Genomic DNA, 14,397 nt, shown 5'->3' on the forward strand with positions numbered 1-14,397 from the left:
GGGTGCTCTCCTCCGGGGTCACGGTCGGGCGATAGGTCGTCGTCCGGGAGCGCCGTTCCAGTGCACTCCCGAAAGGCACGACCATGCAATTCACTTCCGAACAGCGCCTCGACGACGGCGTCCTCGAGCGCGAATTCACCCTCGGCGAGATCCCGGGCATCCTGTGGACGCCCGCATCCGCATCCACATCCACGCCGGTCCCGCTGATCCTGCTCGGCCACCCCACGCTCGGACTGCGCAAGATGTACCCCCGGCTGGCGGCCCGGGCCCGGCACTCCGCGGCGGAGGGCTTCGCCGCGGGCACCATCGAGCTCCCCGGGAGCGGTGACCGGCCCCGTTGGGCCGCCCTCGAGCAGGCACGCGCCGACCTGCGCCGGGCCATGGAGGCCGGCGAGCCGGTCGGCGGCGAGATCATCGACGCCCTCGTCCTCCCGCTCGTCGAAAAGTCGGTCCCGGAATGGCAGGCCGCCCTGGACGCCCTTCTCTCGCTGCCCGAGATCGGCGGCCCGGTCGGGTACTCGGGGGGAGTGATCTCCATCGGCATCCGGTTGGCGGTGGTCGAGCCGCGCATCGTGGCCGCCGGCTTGTTCGCCGGGAGTCTCGTGCCCGCCGCCATGTTCGAGGAGGCCCGCAGGGTCACCATTCCGCTGCACGTCCTGCTCCAGTGGGACGACGAACGGAACGACCGGCAGGCTGCTCTGGACCTGTTCGACGCCTTCGGCTCCAAGGAGAAGACACTGCACGCCAATATGGGCGGGCACACGGGCGTCCCGCAGTTCGCAGGGGAGGACGCGGGCGGGTTCTTCGCCCGGCACCTGAAGTAGGGCCGGATCGCCAGGCCGGCAGCAGACGGTAGGCAGCGGGCGGTGTCGGCCGGGCTGCCGCTCGTCGAGGACAGGTCCCGACCCTCCTCGACGGCGGCGGCCCGCAGATGCACAACCGCCCCGATCACAGCGGTACCCGCCAGCGCCCGAGCACCGCCCCGCCCTCGAACACGCCAGGCAGCTCTACCTCAACTGCCCCTGCTCCGAGGAGAGGTGGAGCGATGCCCTGCCGGCGCAGGCGCGTCCGCATGTGGACCGCGCACTCGCCGGGATCGACCGGCTGCGCACCTCAACCCCGCAGATATGAGGGCCGCCACTTCAAGTCCCGGGTGTCAAATCCGACAGTGGTCCACCGCGGCCGTGGCCGCCTACGAGCAGTGGCTGCGACAGGATGACTCCAGCCTCGACGGGTTCCTGGACGTGGCGCTGAGGGCACTCGCGCCGGGCACACGAGCCGAACGGGCCGAGGCTGCCCGGGTGAACGTGCGCCCGGACCCGGCGATCCGTGGCACGCAGGCACACATCTGCCGGCCTTCGTCCCGTTGCCGGGGAGGCAGGAACACGCCACGTGGTCGACGGGCCCGTCCGTCTCCACTGTCCGGGCGCGGCACAGTCCGCATTCGCCGCGCAGACAGTCGTACGTGATCTCGACGCCTGCCCCCTTGGAAAGCGTCCAACACTCCGACGCCGACCGGGACTTCAACCGTCACGCCGTGGCGTGGCACGGTGACCCCTTCAGCCAGGTTGGAAGAACGCGAGCATTTTCTGGGCGGCGTCCGGCGACGTGAGCAATTCCTGCACGTCCGTGGACATCCGGGCGGCAGCACTGGTGCGTTCGAACATCTCGCGTTCGTATTCTTTGACGGCGGCGGGAAAGTCGTCCGGGTGCGCGGCCAGCGCGAGGCCGAGCAGGGCGCCGTCGAGCAGCGCCATGTTGGCGCCCTCTCCCACCGGCGGCATCAGGTGCGCGGCATCGCCGAGCAGCGTGACGTCCGGCGTCGACGGCCAGGTCAGGCCGACCGGGAGCGTGGTGATCGACCGCGGCACGATCGTGTCGTCGCAGGCCGCGATCAGCGCGGTGAACCGTGAGTCCCATCCGGGGAGCAGGTCGATCAGCCGCGCCCGGGCGGCGGCGGGGTCGTCGAACGGGATCCCGCTGGTGGCGAACCAGTCCTCGGCGGTGTTGTAGAAGCTGAGGCCAATGCGAACGCGGCCGTCGCCGTTGCGCTGCGCCGCCAGGGATATTCCGTTGCCGAGCACCCAGTAGGTGCCGCGCCCGACCATCGCCGCGAGGCCGGGGTGCGTGCGGTCGATGTCAGGAATACCGACCTCGACGACGTTCTGGCCGATATGCGCCGGGCGGGCGTCGGTGAGCAGCGCGCGGACCCGGGACTGCGCACCGTCCGCGCCGACCAGCAGGTCATACGCCGCACTGCTGCCGTCGGCGAAGTGCAACAGGCTGCTGTCGGCGGATTGGAACGCCTGCCCCCAGCGCACCATGTCTTCGGGGAGGGAATCCAGCAGCAGGTTGCGCAGATCGGCGCGGTCGACCTCGGGTCGCTCAAGCGGGGCGTCGTCGGGCGTGTCCTCCTGGAGCAGCAGGGTGCCGTCCGGCTCGAGAAGACGCATGTCCTGGCCTTCACCACGGGCAATCGCATAGAACTCGTCGATCAGACCGGCCTCGCGCAGCGCCCGCTGGCCGGAGTGGATGTCGAGCATGCCTCCCTGACCGCGCGCACCGCGTGACGATTCACGTTCATACACGACGGCGTCGATGCCGTTCACGTGCAGCACCCGGGCGAGAGCCAGGCCGCCGAGGCCCGCTCCGACAATGGCGATGGTCATGGTTACCTCTCATCGATACGGCGTACTGATCGATACACTGTATCGACTGATGCGGTGTATTGTTCGCGGCATGTTGGTGTGGGAGAGGCCGGAGCCACCGAATCGACCCGTGCCGGGCCCGTTGAGTCGGGAACGGATCGTGCGAGCGGCGATCCAACTGGCCGACGCGGACGGCCTGGACGCGGTGTCGCTGCGCAAGGTCGCCACCGTGCTGGACGTCCGTCCGATGCGGCTGTACGGGTACATCGCCAGCAAGGAGGAGTTGCTCGACCTGATGGTCGACGCCGCCCACGCCGAGATCCGGCCGGCCGGAGACGGCTGGCGGGAGGTGCTCGGATCTCTTGCCGAAGCCACTCGGCACGCCGCTCACGAGCACGAATGGCTCGCCGATCTACTGGGTGGCCGACCCCAGCTCGGGCCGCACGCGCTGGCCAGTGGGGAGACCGTGATGGCCGCACTGGGCGACGTCGACGTGGACGCCGTCATGCCCGTGGTCGCCGCAGTCAACGCGTACGCGATCGGCGCGGTACGTCGGGAGATCGCCGAGCGGCGTGCCGAGCGGGCCACCGGGATGGACGAGAAGCGTTGGCAGGCCTCACTCGGGCCCTACCTGGAGCGAACCTTCGCCACCGGCCGATTCCCCGCGCTGGCCACGGTGGTGCGCGACGCCGCCCACCTGGACGCCGACCACACCTTCCGGATGGGCCTCGACTTCCTGCTCGACGGCATCGAAGCCCGCCTCTCGAGGTGACGCGCGGCCGAAGCAGCTCAGCGTGTCCGCCACAGGTCACGAAGGAGCGCGATCTCGGCCATGTGGTGGATGAATTCGAGGTTGCACCCCCACAAGACGTCGATGAACGGATCGTCGGGGTCGGAGCCGTACGGGTGCTGCGAGAAGCCGACCGTGTCGAGTTACTCGTCGGTCACGGCGGCGACGCTCTCTCGCCGGCGGTCCACCGCTGCCCAGAACCGCTCGACGGTCAGGTCGGCGGAGGGGGTGAAGTCGACCAGTGACTTGGGCTCCTGGCGCTGCTCACCGAAGGTCCACTCCCATTGAGCCCTGTGCATCGTGAAGTTGCTGGTCACGGGTCTGGTGTGTGCGGGGTTCGGGATGCTCGTGCTGGTCGTGGGTGGATGAGGTCAGGGGCCGGTTCCGGGCGGCCTTGTAGCCGGTGATCACCGCCGGGTCGGCGTCGGGACCGCTGTCGTCGAGCCCGCCGAAGCCCAGGTCGCCGATGGCTCCGAGGCCGGCCGCCCGCAGCTTGGCGGTGAGCTGGTCGTGGCCGCAGGCGGTGATCTCTGAGGTGCGTCCGGGCCGGGCCGCCGAGACCCAGAGCAGGCGGCCGCGGTCGTCGGTGAGCGCGATGACGAGCAGGCCATGGCCTCCCGCGATCTCGTGGCGTGCCGACCTGCCGACGGATCGTAGGCGGGGGCAAGCCGCGGGCGCAGCCGAACCAGGCATCCCACCGGAACCGGACCCACCCCGCCGGTCATCCCCACCAGGACGAGGCCGCCACCATCCGGGTTCTTCGCGTGCACGGGCGGGCTCGGCCGTGCACCGAGCCTGCCGCTCCAGCTCCACCCGTTCCTGATCGCTCGCTGTGACGCTCACCCGGTTCGGCGTACGTCGTCGCCCGCGAACGTCAGGAACACCGGAGCCGGACCTGTGTCACGCCACCGGCTAGCGCTGCAGTGTCAGTACCCCCGGCCGGTACGGCAGGAGGCCGTAGTCCCCGCCGTCGGTGCTGGGGTCGCGCCCCTGGTAGAGGAACTGCAGATTGCAGGGGTCAATGGTCTTGGTCTGGTCGGGGTTGGTGCGAACCAGATCGCCGTGGCTGATGTCCCTGGTCCAGGCTGTCGCGCCGCTGTTGGCACTGCCGGCGAAGGGGTTGGTCACGGTGTTGGCCTGCGGCTGCGGTGTCCACGTGCCGCCGAGGCTGGTGGCCGTGAACGAGCGGAAGTAGCGACCATACCCCGTGTAATTCTGGGCCTCGACGATCATGAGGTACAGGTTCTGACCCTGGACCTTGTAGACCTCCGGCGCCTCGAACAGGTTGAGCGCCGTGTCACTCATGATCTTCGTGAACGAACCGAAGGTGCCCGGGAAGTCGCCGATGGGCATGCTGGCGCGGTAGATGCCGCCCTCGTCGTCGGCGAAGAACATGTGCATGTTCGTGTCGTCGCCGATGAGGGTCACGTCGAGGGGGCCGACCTTCCGGCCTTCAACGTCTGGGAGGGTGGTCGTGAAGAGTTCCTGCTGCGGGCCCCAGCCGTTGGGGTTGGTGGGGTCGCTCGAGGTGCGGTAGGAGAAGCTGTATGGCCAACCCCCGTTGTAGGCGAGCACCCAGAGGTTCTTCGGGGCGAAGTAGAACAGCGTCGGCGCGATGCCCTCGAAGGGAATCGTGTTCTGGGTGGCGGTGGCCATGTCGGACCAGTTCGTGAAGGGGCTGAAGGCCGTCAATCCCCAGCGGCCATCGTTCCCGGGGAGGGTGTTGTGCGTCGTGGCATAGACGACGTGCTTGCCGTTGGAGACGACGCTGGTGAAGTCCTTGAGCGAGGCCCACCCCGCCTTCGGCTCCGCCAGCGGACCCGTCGAGGTCCAGCGGTAGGTCGACGGAAGAGCACACGCGTTGCTCGCCCCGGACAGGCCGGTCCACTTCTGGTTGGCGCCGCCGGTGCACGACCAGAGCCGCACCCCCGTGCCGTTGGCCTTGCCCCAGCCCGAGACCTCCAGGCACAGCCCGGACCGCACGCCGACGATCGTGCCGTCGGCGTTCACCCGCCACTGCTGGTTGTCACTGCCGGTACACGTCCAGATCTGCACCGGGGTCCCGGGCGTGGTGGCGCCGCCCCGGACATCCAGGCACTTGTTGCCGTACACGGTCAGCTGGTTGCTGTTGGTCAACGTCCACTGCTGGTTGATTCCGCCGTGGCAGTCCCAGATGTGCACGTTCGCGCCGTCGGTCTGACTGAAGCCCTCCACATCGAGACACCGGCCGGAATCAACACCGCGCACCTCGCTGGTGGTGGCCGCCTGAGCCGGACCGGCGACGAGCAGCGCCGCCAACGCGGCCAGAGCCGCGACCACGGCGGCGAGCACCGCCGACGAGCGTCTGAGACTGAAACTACGTCTGCGCATAAGGACCTCGTCATCCTTGAGCAAGCGGCTCCGGTCTGCCCCGTCAGAGGCTGTCCGGATGCCGGTGTGGTTCGACCCTGATGGTTCGGCATTCCGAACGAAGGTCGAAGTACCGATCGCGAGAATGCTAGACATCCCATGAATGACGTCAATACTTCTCGCATGATCCGCGGGCAGAAACGTTCGCAGGCTGAAACCAGGCGGCTTCAAGTCCCGTGGCCGTACGGGTCTTTGGCGTGTGGGGCGGGTAGTGGTGCGGGCGTGGGCGTGGTGATCATTACGGACCTCGACCAGGTCGCTCACCTGAGCCTCTAGTTCGGCTAGGTACCCGACCCGCGCTCGCGGCGGGGCCCGTGGCACTCAGGAACACCGCGCTGGCAGCGGTCCGGGCACCGGTGGAGCACGGCTTCGCCCACCTCGAGAACTGGCGCGTGCTCGGCAAGGCCCGCACCGACCCGACGTGGGCGACCGCCCTGGTCAGGTCCCTGCTCATCCTCACAAACCGCGACGTCTCCCGGTGACCGACGACCTTCACCGAAGTCATCCACCCACGACCAGCACGAGCATCCCGAACCCCGCACACACCAGACCCGTGACCAGCAACTTCACGATGCACAGGGCTCAATGGCCCGCGAACCCGAAGTGCAGGTGCCCGAGCCGCCACGCGATCGTGGTGACCGGCGTCCCGTCGGGCCCGGGCGGCGGGCCGGTGTGGTTGAGGATCTCCTCGACCCGGTCGACGCCCACGCTCCAGTCGTCGGCGATCTTGGCGACTGTCATGCCGGCGGCGGCGTGCCGGGCCACCTCGTCGTACTCGTTCGCCGGGATCTGCGGGTCGCCTCGGTCGAGCACCCGTTGTCGAACTGGTCGATCACCACGCCCAAATGGCCGGTCCGCACGTCCGAGGTCTCCAGGTCGGCTCCCATCGCGGTCGCGTGTCGCACCCCTGTTGTGCGGCCGGAGCCTGACGGCTCACCTCATGGCGGGCGAGGGCGTTTCCTGACAACGAATGCCTCGACAGCGCCCGGTCCCGGCGAAGGGATCATGATGTGGGGATGACGGAGAATCAATCCCCTGCAGCGCCGACTGTGGTGCGGCTTCCCCAGTACACGAAGGCGGACCAGCGCGAGATCCTCGGCAACGGCGACGATCCCTTCGGCGTTGCCTCTGCCGGTCTGACCTGGCTCCCCAAAGAAGAACACTTCGGCATCAGACACGGCGACCGACTCGTCGCCCACACCGGCTTGTTGCGACTGCCTGTCGCGACCGGCGACGTCAAGACAGAGGTGGTCGGTGTCGGCGGGGTGGCCGTCGCACCCGACATGCAGGGCCGGGGGCTGGCGCGGCTCGTCGTCACCGCCGCACTGGAGCACGCCCGTACGTTGGGCCCTCGGCACGCGCTCCTGTTCTGCCGACCTCCCCTCGTGCCGCTCTACCAGCGCCTCGGATGGCACCCTCTCGACGACGACGTACTCGTCGAACAGCCCGAAGCCCGCCTGGTGACCATGCCGCTGCGTACCATGGTGACTCCCCTGCACGACGACGCCCGCTGGCACCCAGGACCAGTGCGTCTGTTCTCGCTTCCCATGTGACGGGACCCTTCGGGGTGGTCTGCCCCTGGCCCGTACTCCCTGGAGGGCAAGCCATGGACGCGGCCGACTCGATCACACGGCCGCGCCGGGGCCCGGCAGCAGGTCGACGTCGCCCGCGTGCATCGGCTCACCGCAGTGGGCGCAGCGCAGGTCGACGCTGCTGATCTCGCCGCACGCGTGATGGCGGTAGAGGACGGGTGGGCCGGCCTCGCCCGCGAGCCACTTGTCCCCCCAGCCGACCATGACCATGAGCAGGTCGACGAGTTCAGCGCCCTTCTCTGTCAGGACGTACTCGTACCGCGGTCGCCGGTCGTAGGGCCGACGCTCAAGCACTCCGTGCTCGACGAGGTGGTTCAGCCGCTCGGTCAGGACCTTGCGCGAGATGCCGAGGTCAGCCTGGATCTGCTCGAACCTGGTGAGCCCGGCGTACACGTCACGCAGGACCAGGGGCGACCACGGCTCCCCTATGACATCGAGCGTGCGGGCGATGGAGCACGCCATTTCGGCGAAGTTCGTGCGCTGCATGGAATCAGTCTAGCCTTCTGGGTTCCCTCAAGGAACCCCGAATGCTACGGTCGATGAGTCTCTTGAAGGAACTCAGAAAGGGGTACGGACATGAGCAAGGTCATCAGCGCCCATGCGGTGTCGGTCGACGGGTACATCACCGGTCGTGATCCCGGCGCCGGGCGCGGACTCGGTGACGGGACGATGCTCTTCGACTGGTACTTCGACGGCGACACGCCCAGCCAGGTGTTCGACGGGTTCAAGCTGAGCGAGCCCGGCGCCCGGGTCTTCGACGCCCTCGCCGGACGCGTGGGTGCGGTCGTGGCGGGGCGCAACACCTATGAGGACTCCGACCACTTCGGCGGCGGCAGTCCCCACCCGGCGGCCCGGCTGTTCGTCCTCAGCCATCGGCCGGCGCCCGAGATGACCAAACGGCAGACCCTCGTCACCACCGGCATCGAGGACGCGATCGCGGCGGCTCGCGAGGCCGCCGGCGACGGCGACGTCGGCCTCATGGGCGGCGGCGTAGTGACCGAGGCGTTGAAGGCGGGTCTCATCGACGAGGTGATCCTCCATCAGGTGCCGGTCCTGCTCGGCGGCGGCCGCCCCTTCTTCCGGGAACTCCCCGAGCACGTGCGCCTCCGCCTCGTCGAAGCGGTCCCGACGCCGGGCGTCACCCACCTCCACTACGAGGTCGAGCGCTGACCCTCGCCACCCGACAGCGCAGCGCAGACGTCCCCGTCTTCCGCACCGACAACCCCCGCCGGAAGCCCGCCTCGAGAATCACCCCACAACCCATGTCAGGAGATGACCACGATGCTCAACCCCGACATTCGCCGCGCGCTCGACGGCACCCCCCTCGCCCACCTCGCCACCGTCCTCCCCGACGGCGCTCCCCACTCCGTTCCCGTCTGGATCGGCACGAACGGCGACCACGTCGCGATCCTCACCGGCCCGACCTCCCGCAAGGCCCGCAACCTGCGACGCGACCCGCGGGTCGCGCTCTCCCTGACTCCGGCCGACAACCCGTTCCAGCCGGTCATCGTCCGCGGCAGGGTCGTCGAATGGATCGAGGGCGATGCCGCCTGGGAGATCGTCGACCGGATCTCGACGAAGTACACCGGCGGCCCCTACCGGCGCGACGAGGAGCGCGTCGTCATGCTCATCGAACCCGACCGACAGAGCATGGGCTGAGCGGCATGCTCACCGGCGCCATCGAGGCATGCGGGCGCCGGCGGCACACACGGGTGGAGGCTCAGCCCACGGTGAAGGTGTAACTGCCCGAGGAGAAACGGTAGTTCGCCGTGGAGGGGGTCCGGTCCTGAGGCAGCGGCGGAGTGGGGCCGTTCTCGGTGATGCGGGCGCGGGCGCTTGCGGCACCCGGACAACTGCCGTGCTGCCGACGGGAATGCTGATCTTCAGGGTGAGGCGGCCCCGATTGCCCTTCTCCCAGGCACTGGTCACCGGCCCTTGAGGGGTGCGGTAGCTGCCGGAGGCGTGGGGGAGGTCACCGACGACGGCCGGAGCTATCTCCAGATGGCGGTAACCGGTCGACCCGGGCGCCTGGTTGATGCCCGCCGGGCCGTTGATGAGCCAGGCGTCGACCTGGCCGAGGAAGTGGTGGTTCTGGGAGCCGGGCCGCACCGGCGTTCAAGCGGCGACAGCTCGGGACCGCACCGATGTTCAACCGCTCGACGACTCGGGGCCGCACCGGCATTCAACCGCTCGACGACTCGCGGCCGCACCGGTGTTCAACCGTTCGGTTGAACACAGCTTCCACCTTTGGCATGGCCATCTGTCCGTACGGACGACGCGGGCCGCCGCTCACCCGCAGCAGAATGACCATCGCCCATGGCGCCGGGGCCCCGTACTTCACCCCCATCAGAGAGGTCTCCTCAGCGTGTCCAGCTTCCTCAGCAGACGACGTGTCCTCACCACCGGGGCGGGCGCCGCCCTCGGTCTCGGCGCGGTCGGCGCCACCGCGGCCCCCGCCTCGGCATCACCGGCCGCCGCCGCACGGCACAACACCGGTCCCGAGGAGACCAGAACGCTCGACGAGCTCTACCGGGCCGCCCTCAAGGAGGGCGGGAAGCTCGTCGTCTACGCCGGCGGCGACACGCCGACCCAGCAGGACGGCACCAAGGCCGCTTTCAAGGCCCGCTTCCCGGACCTCGACCTGACGCTGATCGTGGACTACAGCAAGTACCACGACGTCCGCGTCGACAACCAGTTCGCCACCGGCACCCTCGTCCCCGACGTCGTACAGTTCCAGACCCTCCAGGACTTCACGCGCTGGAAGGACCAGGGCCGTCTGCTCCGCTACAAGCCGGCCGGGTTCTCCAAGGTCTACGACGGCTTCAAAGACCCGCAGGGCGCCTGGATCGGCACCGGGGCGATCGCGTTCAGCTTCCTGTACGGCACGTCGGCCGTGGGGTCGGACGCGCCGCGCAGCCCGCTCGACCTGGTCGACCCGAAGTGGAAGGGCAAGATCGCCTCGTCGTACCCGCACGACGACGACGCGGTGCTCTACCTCTACTCCCTCTACGCCCAGAAGTACGGCTGGGAGTGGGTGGCCAAGCTCGCCGCCCAGGACGTGCAGTTCGCGCGGGGCAGCAACTCCCCGGGCGATGCCGTCTTCGGCGGGCGGAAGGCGATCGGTATCGGCACCGCCGGCTCGGCGGTCCCCTCCTCATCGTCCCCCGTGAAGTTCTCGATCGCCGACGGACACCCCTTCATGGGCTGGGGCCAGCGCACGGCCATTCTCAAGCAGGCCAAGAACTCCACGGCCGCCAAGCTGTTCCTCAACTGGCAGATCTCCGCGGAGCACCAGCGGAATTCCTTCAACGGCTGGTCCGTCCGCACCGACATCGCTCCCCCGGCCGGCCTCAAGCAGCTCTGGGAGTACCCCGACGCGCACGTCGACGGCTTCCCCCGCTTCATGGCCGACCGCGCCGGGGTCGAACGCTGGAAGCAGACCTTCGCCCTGTACTTCGGCGAGGTCAAGGGCGACCCGACGCCTGGTTGGCTCGGACTGCACCCGGGGGTCTGACCGACTGCGGGGCTGTCGGTGCCTGCTCTCCCGCACCGGGCGCAGGCGGCCCCGCTCTGCGGAATTCACGCAGGCGAAGTGATCAGTACTCCAGCTCCGGGCGCAGCGGGCCGCCGACTGCGTGGAGGTAGCGCAGCACCTGGGCGTATGAGTTGAAGAGCCCCGTCTCGTGGTACGCGATGCCGTGCCGAGCGCAGTACGTGCGCACGAGTTCCTGGGCGTGGCGCAGGCTGGGCCGCGGCATGGAGGGGAACAGGTGGTGCTCGATCTGGTAGTTGAGCCCGCCGAGCGCGAAGTCCGTGAACCGGTGGCCGCGGATGTTGCGTGAGGTCAGTACTTGCCGGCGCAGGAAGTCGATCTTGTCGTCCTTGGCGAAGATGGGCATGCCCTTGTGGTTCGGGGCGAACGAGCACCCCATGTAGAGCCCGAACAGCCCCTGGTGCACGAGAAGGAAGCACACGGCCTGAAGGGGCGTCAGGACCAGGAACAGAGCGGCGAGGTAGCCGCCGAGATGCGCCGTCAGCAACCCCACGTCGGCCAGCTTCGTCGCCCGCGAGGTCGCGGCGCCGGTGCGGTCGAGCAGCGCCCGTACGCCGGCGACGTGCAGGGCGAGTCCTTCCAGGAGCAGCATCGGGAAGAACAGCCAGGCCTGGTGGCGGGCCAGCCAGGCGTACGGTCCGCGGCGAACGCGGGCGTGATCCTCGGTGAAGGCGATCGCGCCGTCGGCGATGTCGGGGTCGCGGTCGACGTGGTTGGGGTGGGAGTGGTGCCGGTTGTGCTTGGTGATCCACCAGCCGTAGCTGAGGCCGATCAGCAGGTCGGCGTGCACCCGGCCGAGCAGGTTGTTGACGCGCTTGGAGCCTGCGATCTGCTGGTGCCCCGCGTCGTGCCCGATGAACCCGGTCTGGGTGAACATCACCGCGAGGAAGGCGGCGGTCAGCAGCTGCCACCACGACTGCCCGATGAGCGCGAACGCGGTCCAGCCGGCGGCCAGCAGAAGCAGGTTCGCGCCGACCTTGACGGAGTAGTAGCCCGGTCGCCGCTTCAGCAACCCGCTCTGCCTCACCTCGCGGGACAGCGCGGCATAGTCGCTGCCTCGGCTGCCGGGCGGGGGTTCGACCGTCGTGGTGTGGTCGGCCGTATAGGAGACCGGGCCGACGGGCGGGGGCTTGGTCATCTCGGTGTGATCCGCCGGATCAGTGCTCCGGTCGCTGACTTCAGTGGTCACTGTGTTCCTCTCGGGGTGCACGGGGGCTGCTTGCTCGAGCCGTGTGCTGTCTCCTTCGAGACGGCGAATAGCTAGGAATGTGCGTAATCATGCGATATGTGCGTGATCATGTGATCCAGGCTGATGGCCGTCAGCCGTCGAAGAAAACCCCGAAAGGACGAAACGCCCGCTGTCCAGAACTCCGCGGGCGATTCCACGTTCGTAAATTTCAACTACAACCACTGCTCCAACGTCTGCGGCGCCGGGAAGGTTCCCGGATGAGCAGGGCAAGGCTCGGTGACACCCCGGCTGCTCGGCTCCAGGGTCGACATCCGGCACGGGCCGCGTCCGGAAAGGAGTACGGTTGCGGCATCGCGGGCATCTCGCACGCCGTCATCAGTTTCGGCGTCGCCCTCGGTTCAACGGCAAAGATCGCATACATCGGATCCCGCCGGAAATGAGCCGCCTCATGCCTCCTGGCTCGTCCTCTCACGCCGTCTTCCGCATCCGGTCCCGCGCAGCGCGATAGCGGATCTCCCGGCTTTCGGAATGCCCCGGGGCATTCCTGCAACTTCATGCACGCCCCTGAACCGATCAGCACGGTTCCGCGCCGATCGGCGCGGCTCTGAACCGATCAAGAGGATGCGGGACGTATGTATTCACAGGACTCGATCTCCGGCCGCCGCCGCGGTCGCCCCGAACCGACCACGGAGATGCTCTCCGGGCTGGCCTGCCTCATCTGCGGCACCGACTACCGCGACGCACCCGACCCGGCGGCCGTGGTGGTTTCCCACCGCGACGACAGGCAGCTCCTCGCCTGCCGCGGGACGTGCGCACGCATGGCGAGCGGCTCGGTCGACGGTCTGGACGAAACTCCCCTCCCGCTGGCCGAGCGCGTCCACAGACACCGGGCCGACGGCTCCTGAACCGGATGCCGGGCAGCCACACCAAGCACGCCGAGAACGAACGAACAAAATGATGAGGAAGCGTATGAGCCTGATGAGTCTCGGAGTACTCGCCTCCTCCCGCAAGGAGAACGAGCTCCGCCTGCCGTTGCACCCCGCGCACCTCGACCGGATCGCCCCGGACGTACGCGCGAGAATCTTCCTCGAACAGGGCTACGGCGAACGGTTCGGCGTCGCCGACGACACGCTCGGTCCACTCGTGGCGGGCTTGCGCTCCCGCGAGCAACTCCTCGCCGAATGCGACGTGTTGCTGCTGCCCAAACCCATGCACGACGACATCGCCGCGCTGCGCGAGGGCCAGGTCCTGTGGGGATGGCCGCACTGCGTGCAGGACGAGAAGATGACCCAGATCGGCATCGACAAACGGCTGACGCTGATCGCCTGGGAAGCCATGAACCACTGGACCTCCACGGGCACCTTCAGCGTCCATGTGTTCCACAAGAACAACGAGATGGCCGGCTACTGCTCGGTGCTGCACGCCCTGCAACTCGGCGGGCAGACCGGCCACTACGGTCGCCGCCTGCGCGCGGTGGTCATCAGCTTCGGCGCCACGGCGCGCGGAGCGGTCACGGGCCTGGGCGCCATGGGGGTCACCGACGTCACGGTGCTCACCCAGCGCGCCGCCGCGGCGGTGGCCTCACCGATGCCCTCGGTCGTGATGGCCCACTTCGAGGAGCAGGAGGACGATCCCTCGCGCCTGCGGGCAGTCACCGCGGCCGGTTCCATGCCGCTGGCGGAGTACCTGGCCGGGTTCGACATCATCGTCAACTGCGTCCTCCAGGACACCGACGCGCCGCTGATGTTCGTCACCGAAGAGGAACTCGCCCTGTTCAAGCCGGGGACCTTCTTCGTCGACGTCGCCTGCGACGAGGGCATGGGCTTCGGATGGGCCCGCCCGACCACCTTCGGCGAGCCCATGCCCGCAGTGGGGCAGGGCTGCCACTACTACGCGGTGGACCACAGCCCGTCCCACCTGTGGAACTCCGCCACCTGGGAGATCAGCGAGGCGCTCCTTCCCTATCTGCGCAAGGTCATGAGCGGCCCCGCGGCATGGGACGCCGACGTCACGGTCCGCAAGGCCATCGAGATCCGCGACGGAGTCGTCCAGAACCCGAAGATCCTCTCCTTCCAGCACCGGTCAGCCGCTTACCCCCACGTCCAGGGGATCCCGGTCCCGGCCCTCACCTGACCCGGGTGCGTTGGTCCGCCTGCCGGGAGACGCCCCCGGGCAACACCGGTCCCGGGTTCAGGGCATGATCGGTACGTTGGTGC

At 68.7% G+C, this 14,397-nt stretch carries 14 protein-coding genes and 3 pseudogenes; 9 read left to right on the plus strand and 8 right to left on the minus strand.

Going from position 1 to position 14,397, the window contains the following annotated elements; translation table 11 throughout:
- The first annotated feature begins 83 nt into the window (after positions 1-83).
- Entirely contained in the window at positions 84-824 is a 741-nt protein-coding gene (locus AB5J56_RS05105) for an alpha/beta hydrolase (protein ID WP_369230472.1), read from the plus strand.
- 735 nt (positions 825-1,559) lie between these two features.
- Here AB5J56_RS05105 and AB5J56_RS05110 read toward each other — a convergent pair.
- Positions 1,560-2,669: an FAD-dependent oxidoreductase gene (locus AB5J56_RS05110; protein ID WP_369230474.1), complete on the minus strand. Its 1,110-nt coding sequence runs from the start codon at positions 2,667-2,669 to the stop codon at positions 1,560-1,562.
- 70 nt (positions 2,670-2,739) lie between these two features.
- Between AB5J56_RS05110 and AB5J56_RS05115 the strand changes: the two genes are divergently transcribed.
- Positions 2,740-3,420: a TetR/AcrR family transcriptional regulator gene (locus AB5J56_RS05115; protein WP_369230475.1), complete on the plus strand. Its 681-nt coding sequence runs from the start codon at positions 2,740-2,742 to the stop codon at positions 3,418-3,420.
- Between the two features lie 17 nt (positions 3,421-3,437).
- Here the strand turns inward: AB5J56_RS05115 and AB5J56_RS05120 are convergent.
- The 3 genes and pseudogenes from AB5J56_RS05120 to AB5J56_RS05130 all read right to left on the minus strand — a co-directional run.
- Positions 3,438-3,725: pseudogene (locus AB5J56_RS05120) on the minus strand (DinB family protein); the annotation flags it as partial.
- Positions 3,703-4,131, minus strand: a complete 429-nt coding sequence (locus AB5J56_RS05125; RefSeq protein ID WP_369230477.1) for a hypothetical protein — start codon at positions 4,129-4,131, stop codon at positions 3,703-3,705. The pseudogene AB5J56_RS05120 and the gene AB5J56_RS05125, both read right to left, overlap by 23 nt.
- A gap of 219 nt (positions 4,132-4,350) precedes the next feature.
- Positions 4,351-5,808: a non-reducing end alpha-L-arabinofuranosidase family hydrolase gene (locus tag AB5J56_RS05130; protein WP_369230479.1), complete on the minus strand. Its 1,458-nt coding sequence runs from the start codon at positions 5,806-5,808 to the stop codon at positions 4,351-4,353.
- A gap of 365 nt (positions 5,809-6,173) precedes the next feature.
- On the opposite strand from AB5J56_RS05130, the pseudogene AB5J56_RS05135 reads away from it, so the two are divergent.
- Positions 6,174-6,329 (plus strand): annotated as a pseudogene (locus AB5J56_RS05135) (IS5/IS1182 family transposase); the annotation flags it as partial.
- Between the two features lie 106 nt (positions 6,330-6,435).
- Here AB5J56_RS05135 and AB5J56_RS05140 read toward each other — a convergent pair.
- A pseudogene (locus tag AB5J56_RS05140) lies at positions 6,436-6,660 on the minus strand (DinB family protein); the annotation flags it as partial.
- Between the two features lie 203 nt (positions 6,661-6,863).
- Here AB5J56_RS05140 and AB5J56_RS05145 point away from each other — a divergent pair.
- Entirely contained in the window at positions 6,864-7,400 is a 537-nt protein-coding gene (locus AB5J56_RS05145) for a GNAT family N-acetyltransferase (RefSeq protein WP_369230481.1), read from the plus strand.
- A gap of 72 nt (positions 7,401-7,472) precedes the next feature.
- Here AB5J56_RS05145 and AB5J56_RS05150 read toward each other — a convergent pair whose 3' ends face one another.
- Positions 7,473-7,925: a winged helix-turn-helix transcriptional regulator gene (locus AB5J56_RS05150; protein WP_369230483.1), complete on the minus strand. Its 453-nt coding sequence runs from the start codon at positions 7,923-7,925 to the stop codon at positions 7,473-7,475.
- Positions 7,926-8,015: 90 nt separating this feature from the next.
- Here AB5J56_RS05150 and AB5J56_RS05155 point away from each other — a divergent pair, with 90 nt between their 5' ends.
- Together AB5J56_RS05155 and AB5J56_RS05160 are read left to right on the plus strand one after the other, a co-directional pair.
- Positions 8,016-8,609: a dihydrofolate reductase family protein gene (locus tag AB5J56_RS05155; protein WP_369230485.1), complete on the plus strand. Its 594-nt coding sequence runs from the start codon at positions 8,016-8,018 to the stop codon at positions 8,607-8,609.
- A gap of 102 nt (positions 8,610-8,711) precedes the next feature.
- On the plus strand, positions 8,712-9,098 hold the full coding sequence (locus tag AB5J56_RS05160; RefSeq protein WP_369230487.1) for a PPOX class F420-dependent oxidoreductase: 387 nt from the start codon (positions 8,712-8,714) through the stop codon (positions 9,096-9,098).
- Positions 9,099-9,107: 9 nt separating this feature from the next.
- Here AB5J56_RS05160 and AB5J56_RS05165 read toward each other — a convergent pair whose 3' ends face one another.
- Positions 9,108-9,548: an alpha-L-rhamnosidase C-terminal domain-containing protein gene (locus AB5J56_RS05165; protein ID WP_369230488.1), complete on the minus strand. Its 441-nt coding sequence runs from the start codon at positions 9,546-9,548 to the stop codon at positions 9,108-9,110.
- Between the two features lie 256 nt (positions 9,549-9,804).
- Here AB5J56_RS05165 and AB5J56_RS05170 point away from each other — a divergent pair, with 256 nt between their 5' ends.
- Positions 9,805-10,953 carry an ABC transporter substrate-binding protein gene (locus tag AB5J56_RS05170; protein ID WP_369230490.1) on the plus strand — a complete coding sequence of 383 codons (1,149 nt, stop codon included), beginning with the start codon at positions 9,805-9,807 and terminating at the stop codon, positions 10,951-10,953.
- A gap of 82 nt (positions 10,954-11,035) precedes the next feature.
- On the opposite strand, the gene AB5J56_RS05175 is transcribed toward AB5J56_RS05170, so the two are convergent.
- Positions 11,036-12,130: a fatty acid desaturase gene (locus AB5J56_RS05175; RefSeq protein WP_369230492.1), complete on the minus strand. Its 1,095-nt coding sequence runs from the start codon at positions 12,128-12,130 to the stop codon at positions 11,036-11,038.
- 683 nt (positions 12,131-12,813) lie between these two features.
- Here AB5J56_RS05175 and AB5J56_RS05180 point away from each other — a divergent pair.
- Both AB5J56_RS05180 and AB5J56_RS05185 read left to right on the plus strand, forming a co-directional pair.
- A complete protein-coding gene (locus AB5J56_RS05180) occupies positions 12,814-13,086 on the plus strand; it encodes a hypothetical protein (RefSeq protein ID WP_369230494.1) in 273 nt (90 codons plus the stop codon).
- A 64-nt stretch (positions 13,087-13,150) separates the two neighbouring features.
- Positions 13,151-14,314: a N(5)-(carboxyethyl)ornithine synthase gene (locus AB5J56_RS05185; protein ID WP_369230495.1), complete on the plus strand. Its 1,164-nt coding sequence runs from the start codon at positions 13,151-13,153 to the stop codon at positions 14,312-14,314.
- Positions 14,315-14,397 lie beyond the last annotated feature (83 nt).

Origin of the sequence: Streptomyces sp. R21, assembly GCF_041051975.1 — a bacterium.
Classification (GTDB): Bacteria; Actinomycetota; Actinomycetes; order Streptomycetales; family Streptomycetaceae; genus Streptomyces.

Excerpts from the sequence above, each read along its gene's own strand:
- AB5J56_RS05175 (WP_369230492.1), bottom strand. The coding sequence starts at position 12,130 with ATGACCAAGCCCCCGCCCGTCGGCCCGGTCTCCTATACGGCCGACCAC.
- AB5J56_RS05125 (WP_369230477.1), bottom strand. The coding sequence starts at position 4,131 with ATGCCTGGTTCGGCTGCGCCCGCGGCTTGCCCCCGCCTACGATCCGTC.
- AB5J56_RS05145 (WP_369230481.1), top strand. The coding sequence starts at position 6,864 with ATGACGGAGAATCAATCCCCTGCAGCGCCGACTGTGGTGCGGCTTCCC.
- AB5J56_RS05105 (WP_369230472.1), top strand. The coding sequence starts at position 84 with ATGCAATTCACTTCCGAACAGCGCCTCGACGACGGCGTCCTCGAGCGC.
- AB5J56_RS05130 (WP_369230479.1), bottom strand. The coding sequence starts at position 5,808 with ATGCGCAGACGTAGTTTCAGTCTCAGACGCTCGTCGGCGGTGCTCGCC.
- AB5J56_RS05155 (WP_369230485.1), top strand. The coding sequence starts at position 8,016 with ATGAGCAAGGTCATCAGCGCCCATGCGGTGTCGGTCGACGGGTACATC.
- AB5J56_RS05185 (WP_369230495.1), top strand. The coding sequence starts at position 13,151 with ATGAGCCTGATGAGTCTCGGAGTACTCGCCTCCTCCCGCAAGGAGAAC.
- AB5J56_RS05160 (WP_369230487.1), top strand. The coding sequence starts at position 8,712 with ATGACCACGATGCTCAACCCCGACATTCGCCGCGCGCTCGACGGCACC.
- AB5J56_RS05150 (WP_369230483.1), bottom strand. The coding sequence starts at position 7,925 with ATGCAGCGCACGAACTTCGCCGAAATGGCGTGCTCCATCGCCCGCACG.
- AB5J56_RS05180 (WP_369230494.1), top strand. The coding sequence starts at position 12,814 with ATGTATTCACAGGACTCGATCTCCGGCCGCCGCCGCGGTCGCCCCGAA.
- AB5J56_RS05115 (WP_369230475.1), top strand. The coding sequence starts at position 2,740 with ATGTTGGTGTGGGAGAGGCCGGAGCCACCGAATCGACCCGTGCCGGGC.
- AB5J56_RS05110 (WP_369230474.1), bottom strand. The coding sequence starts at position 2,669 with ATGACCATCGCCATTGTCGGAGCGGGCCTCGGCGGCCTGGCTCTCGCC.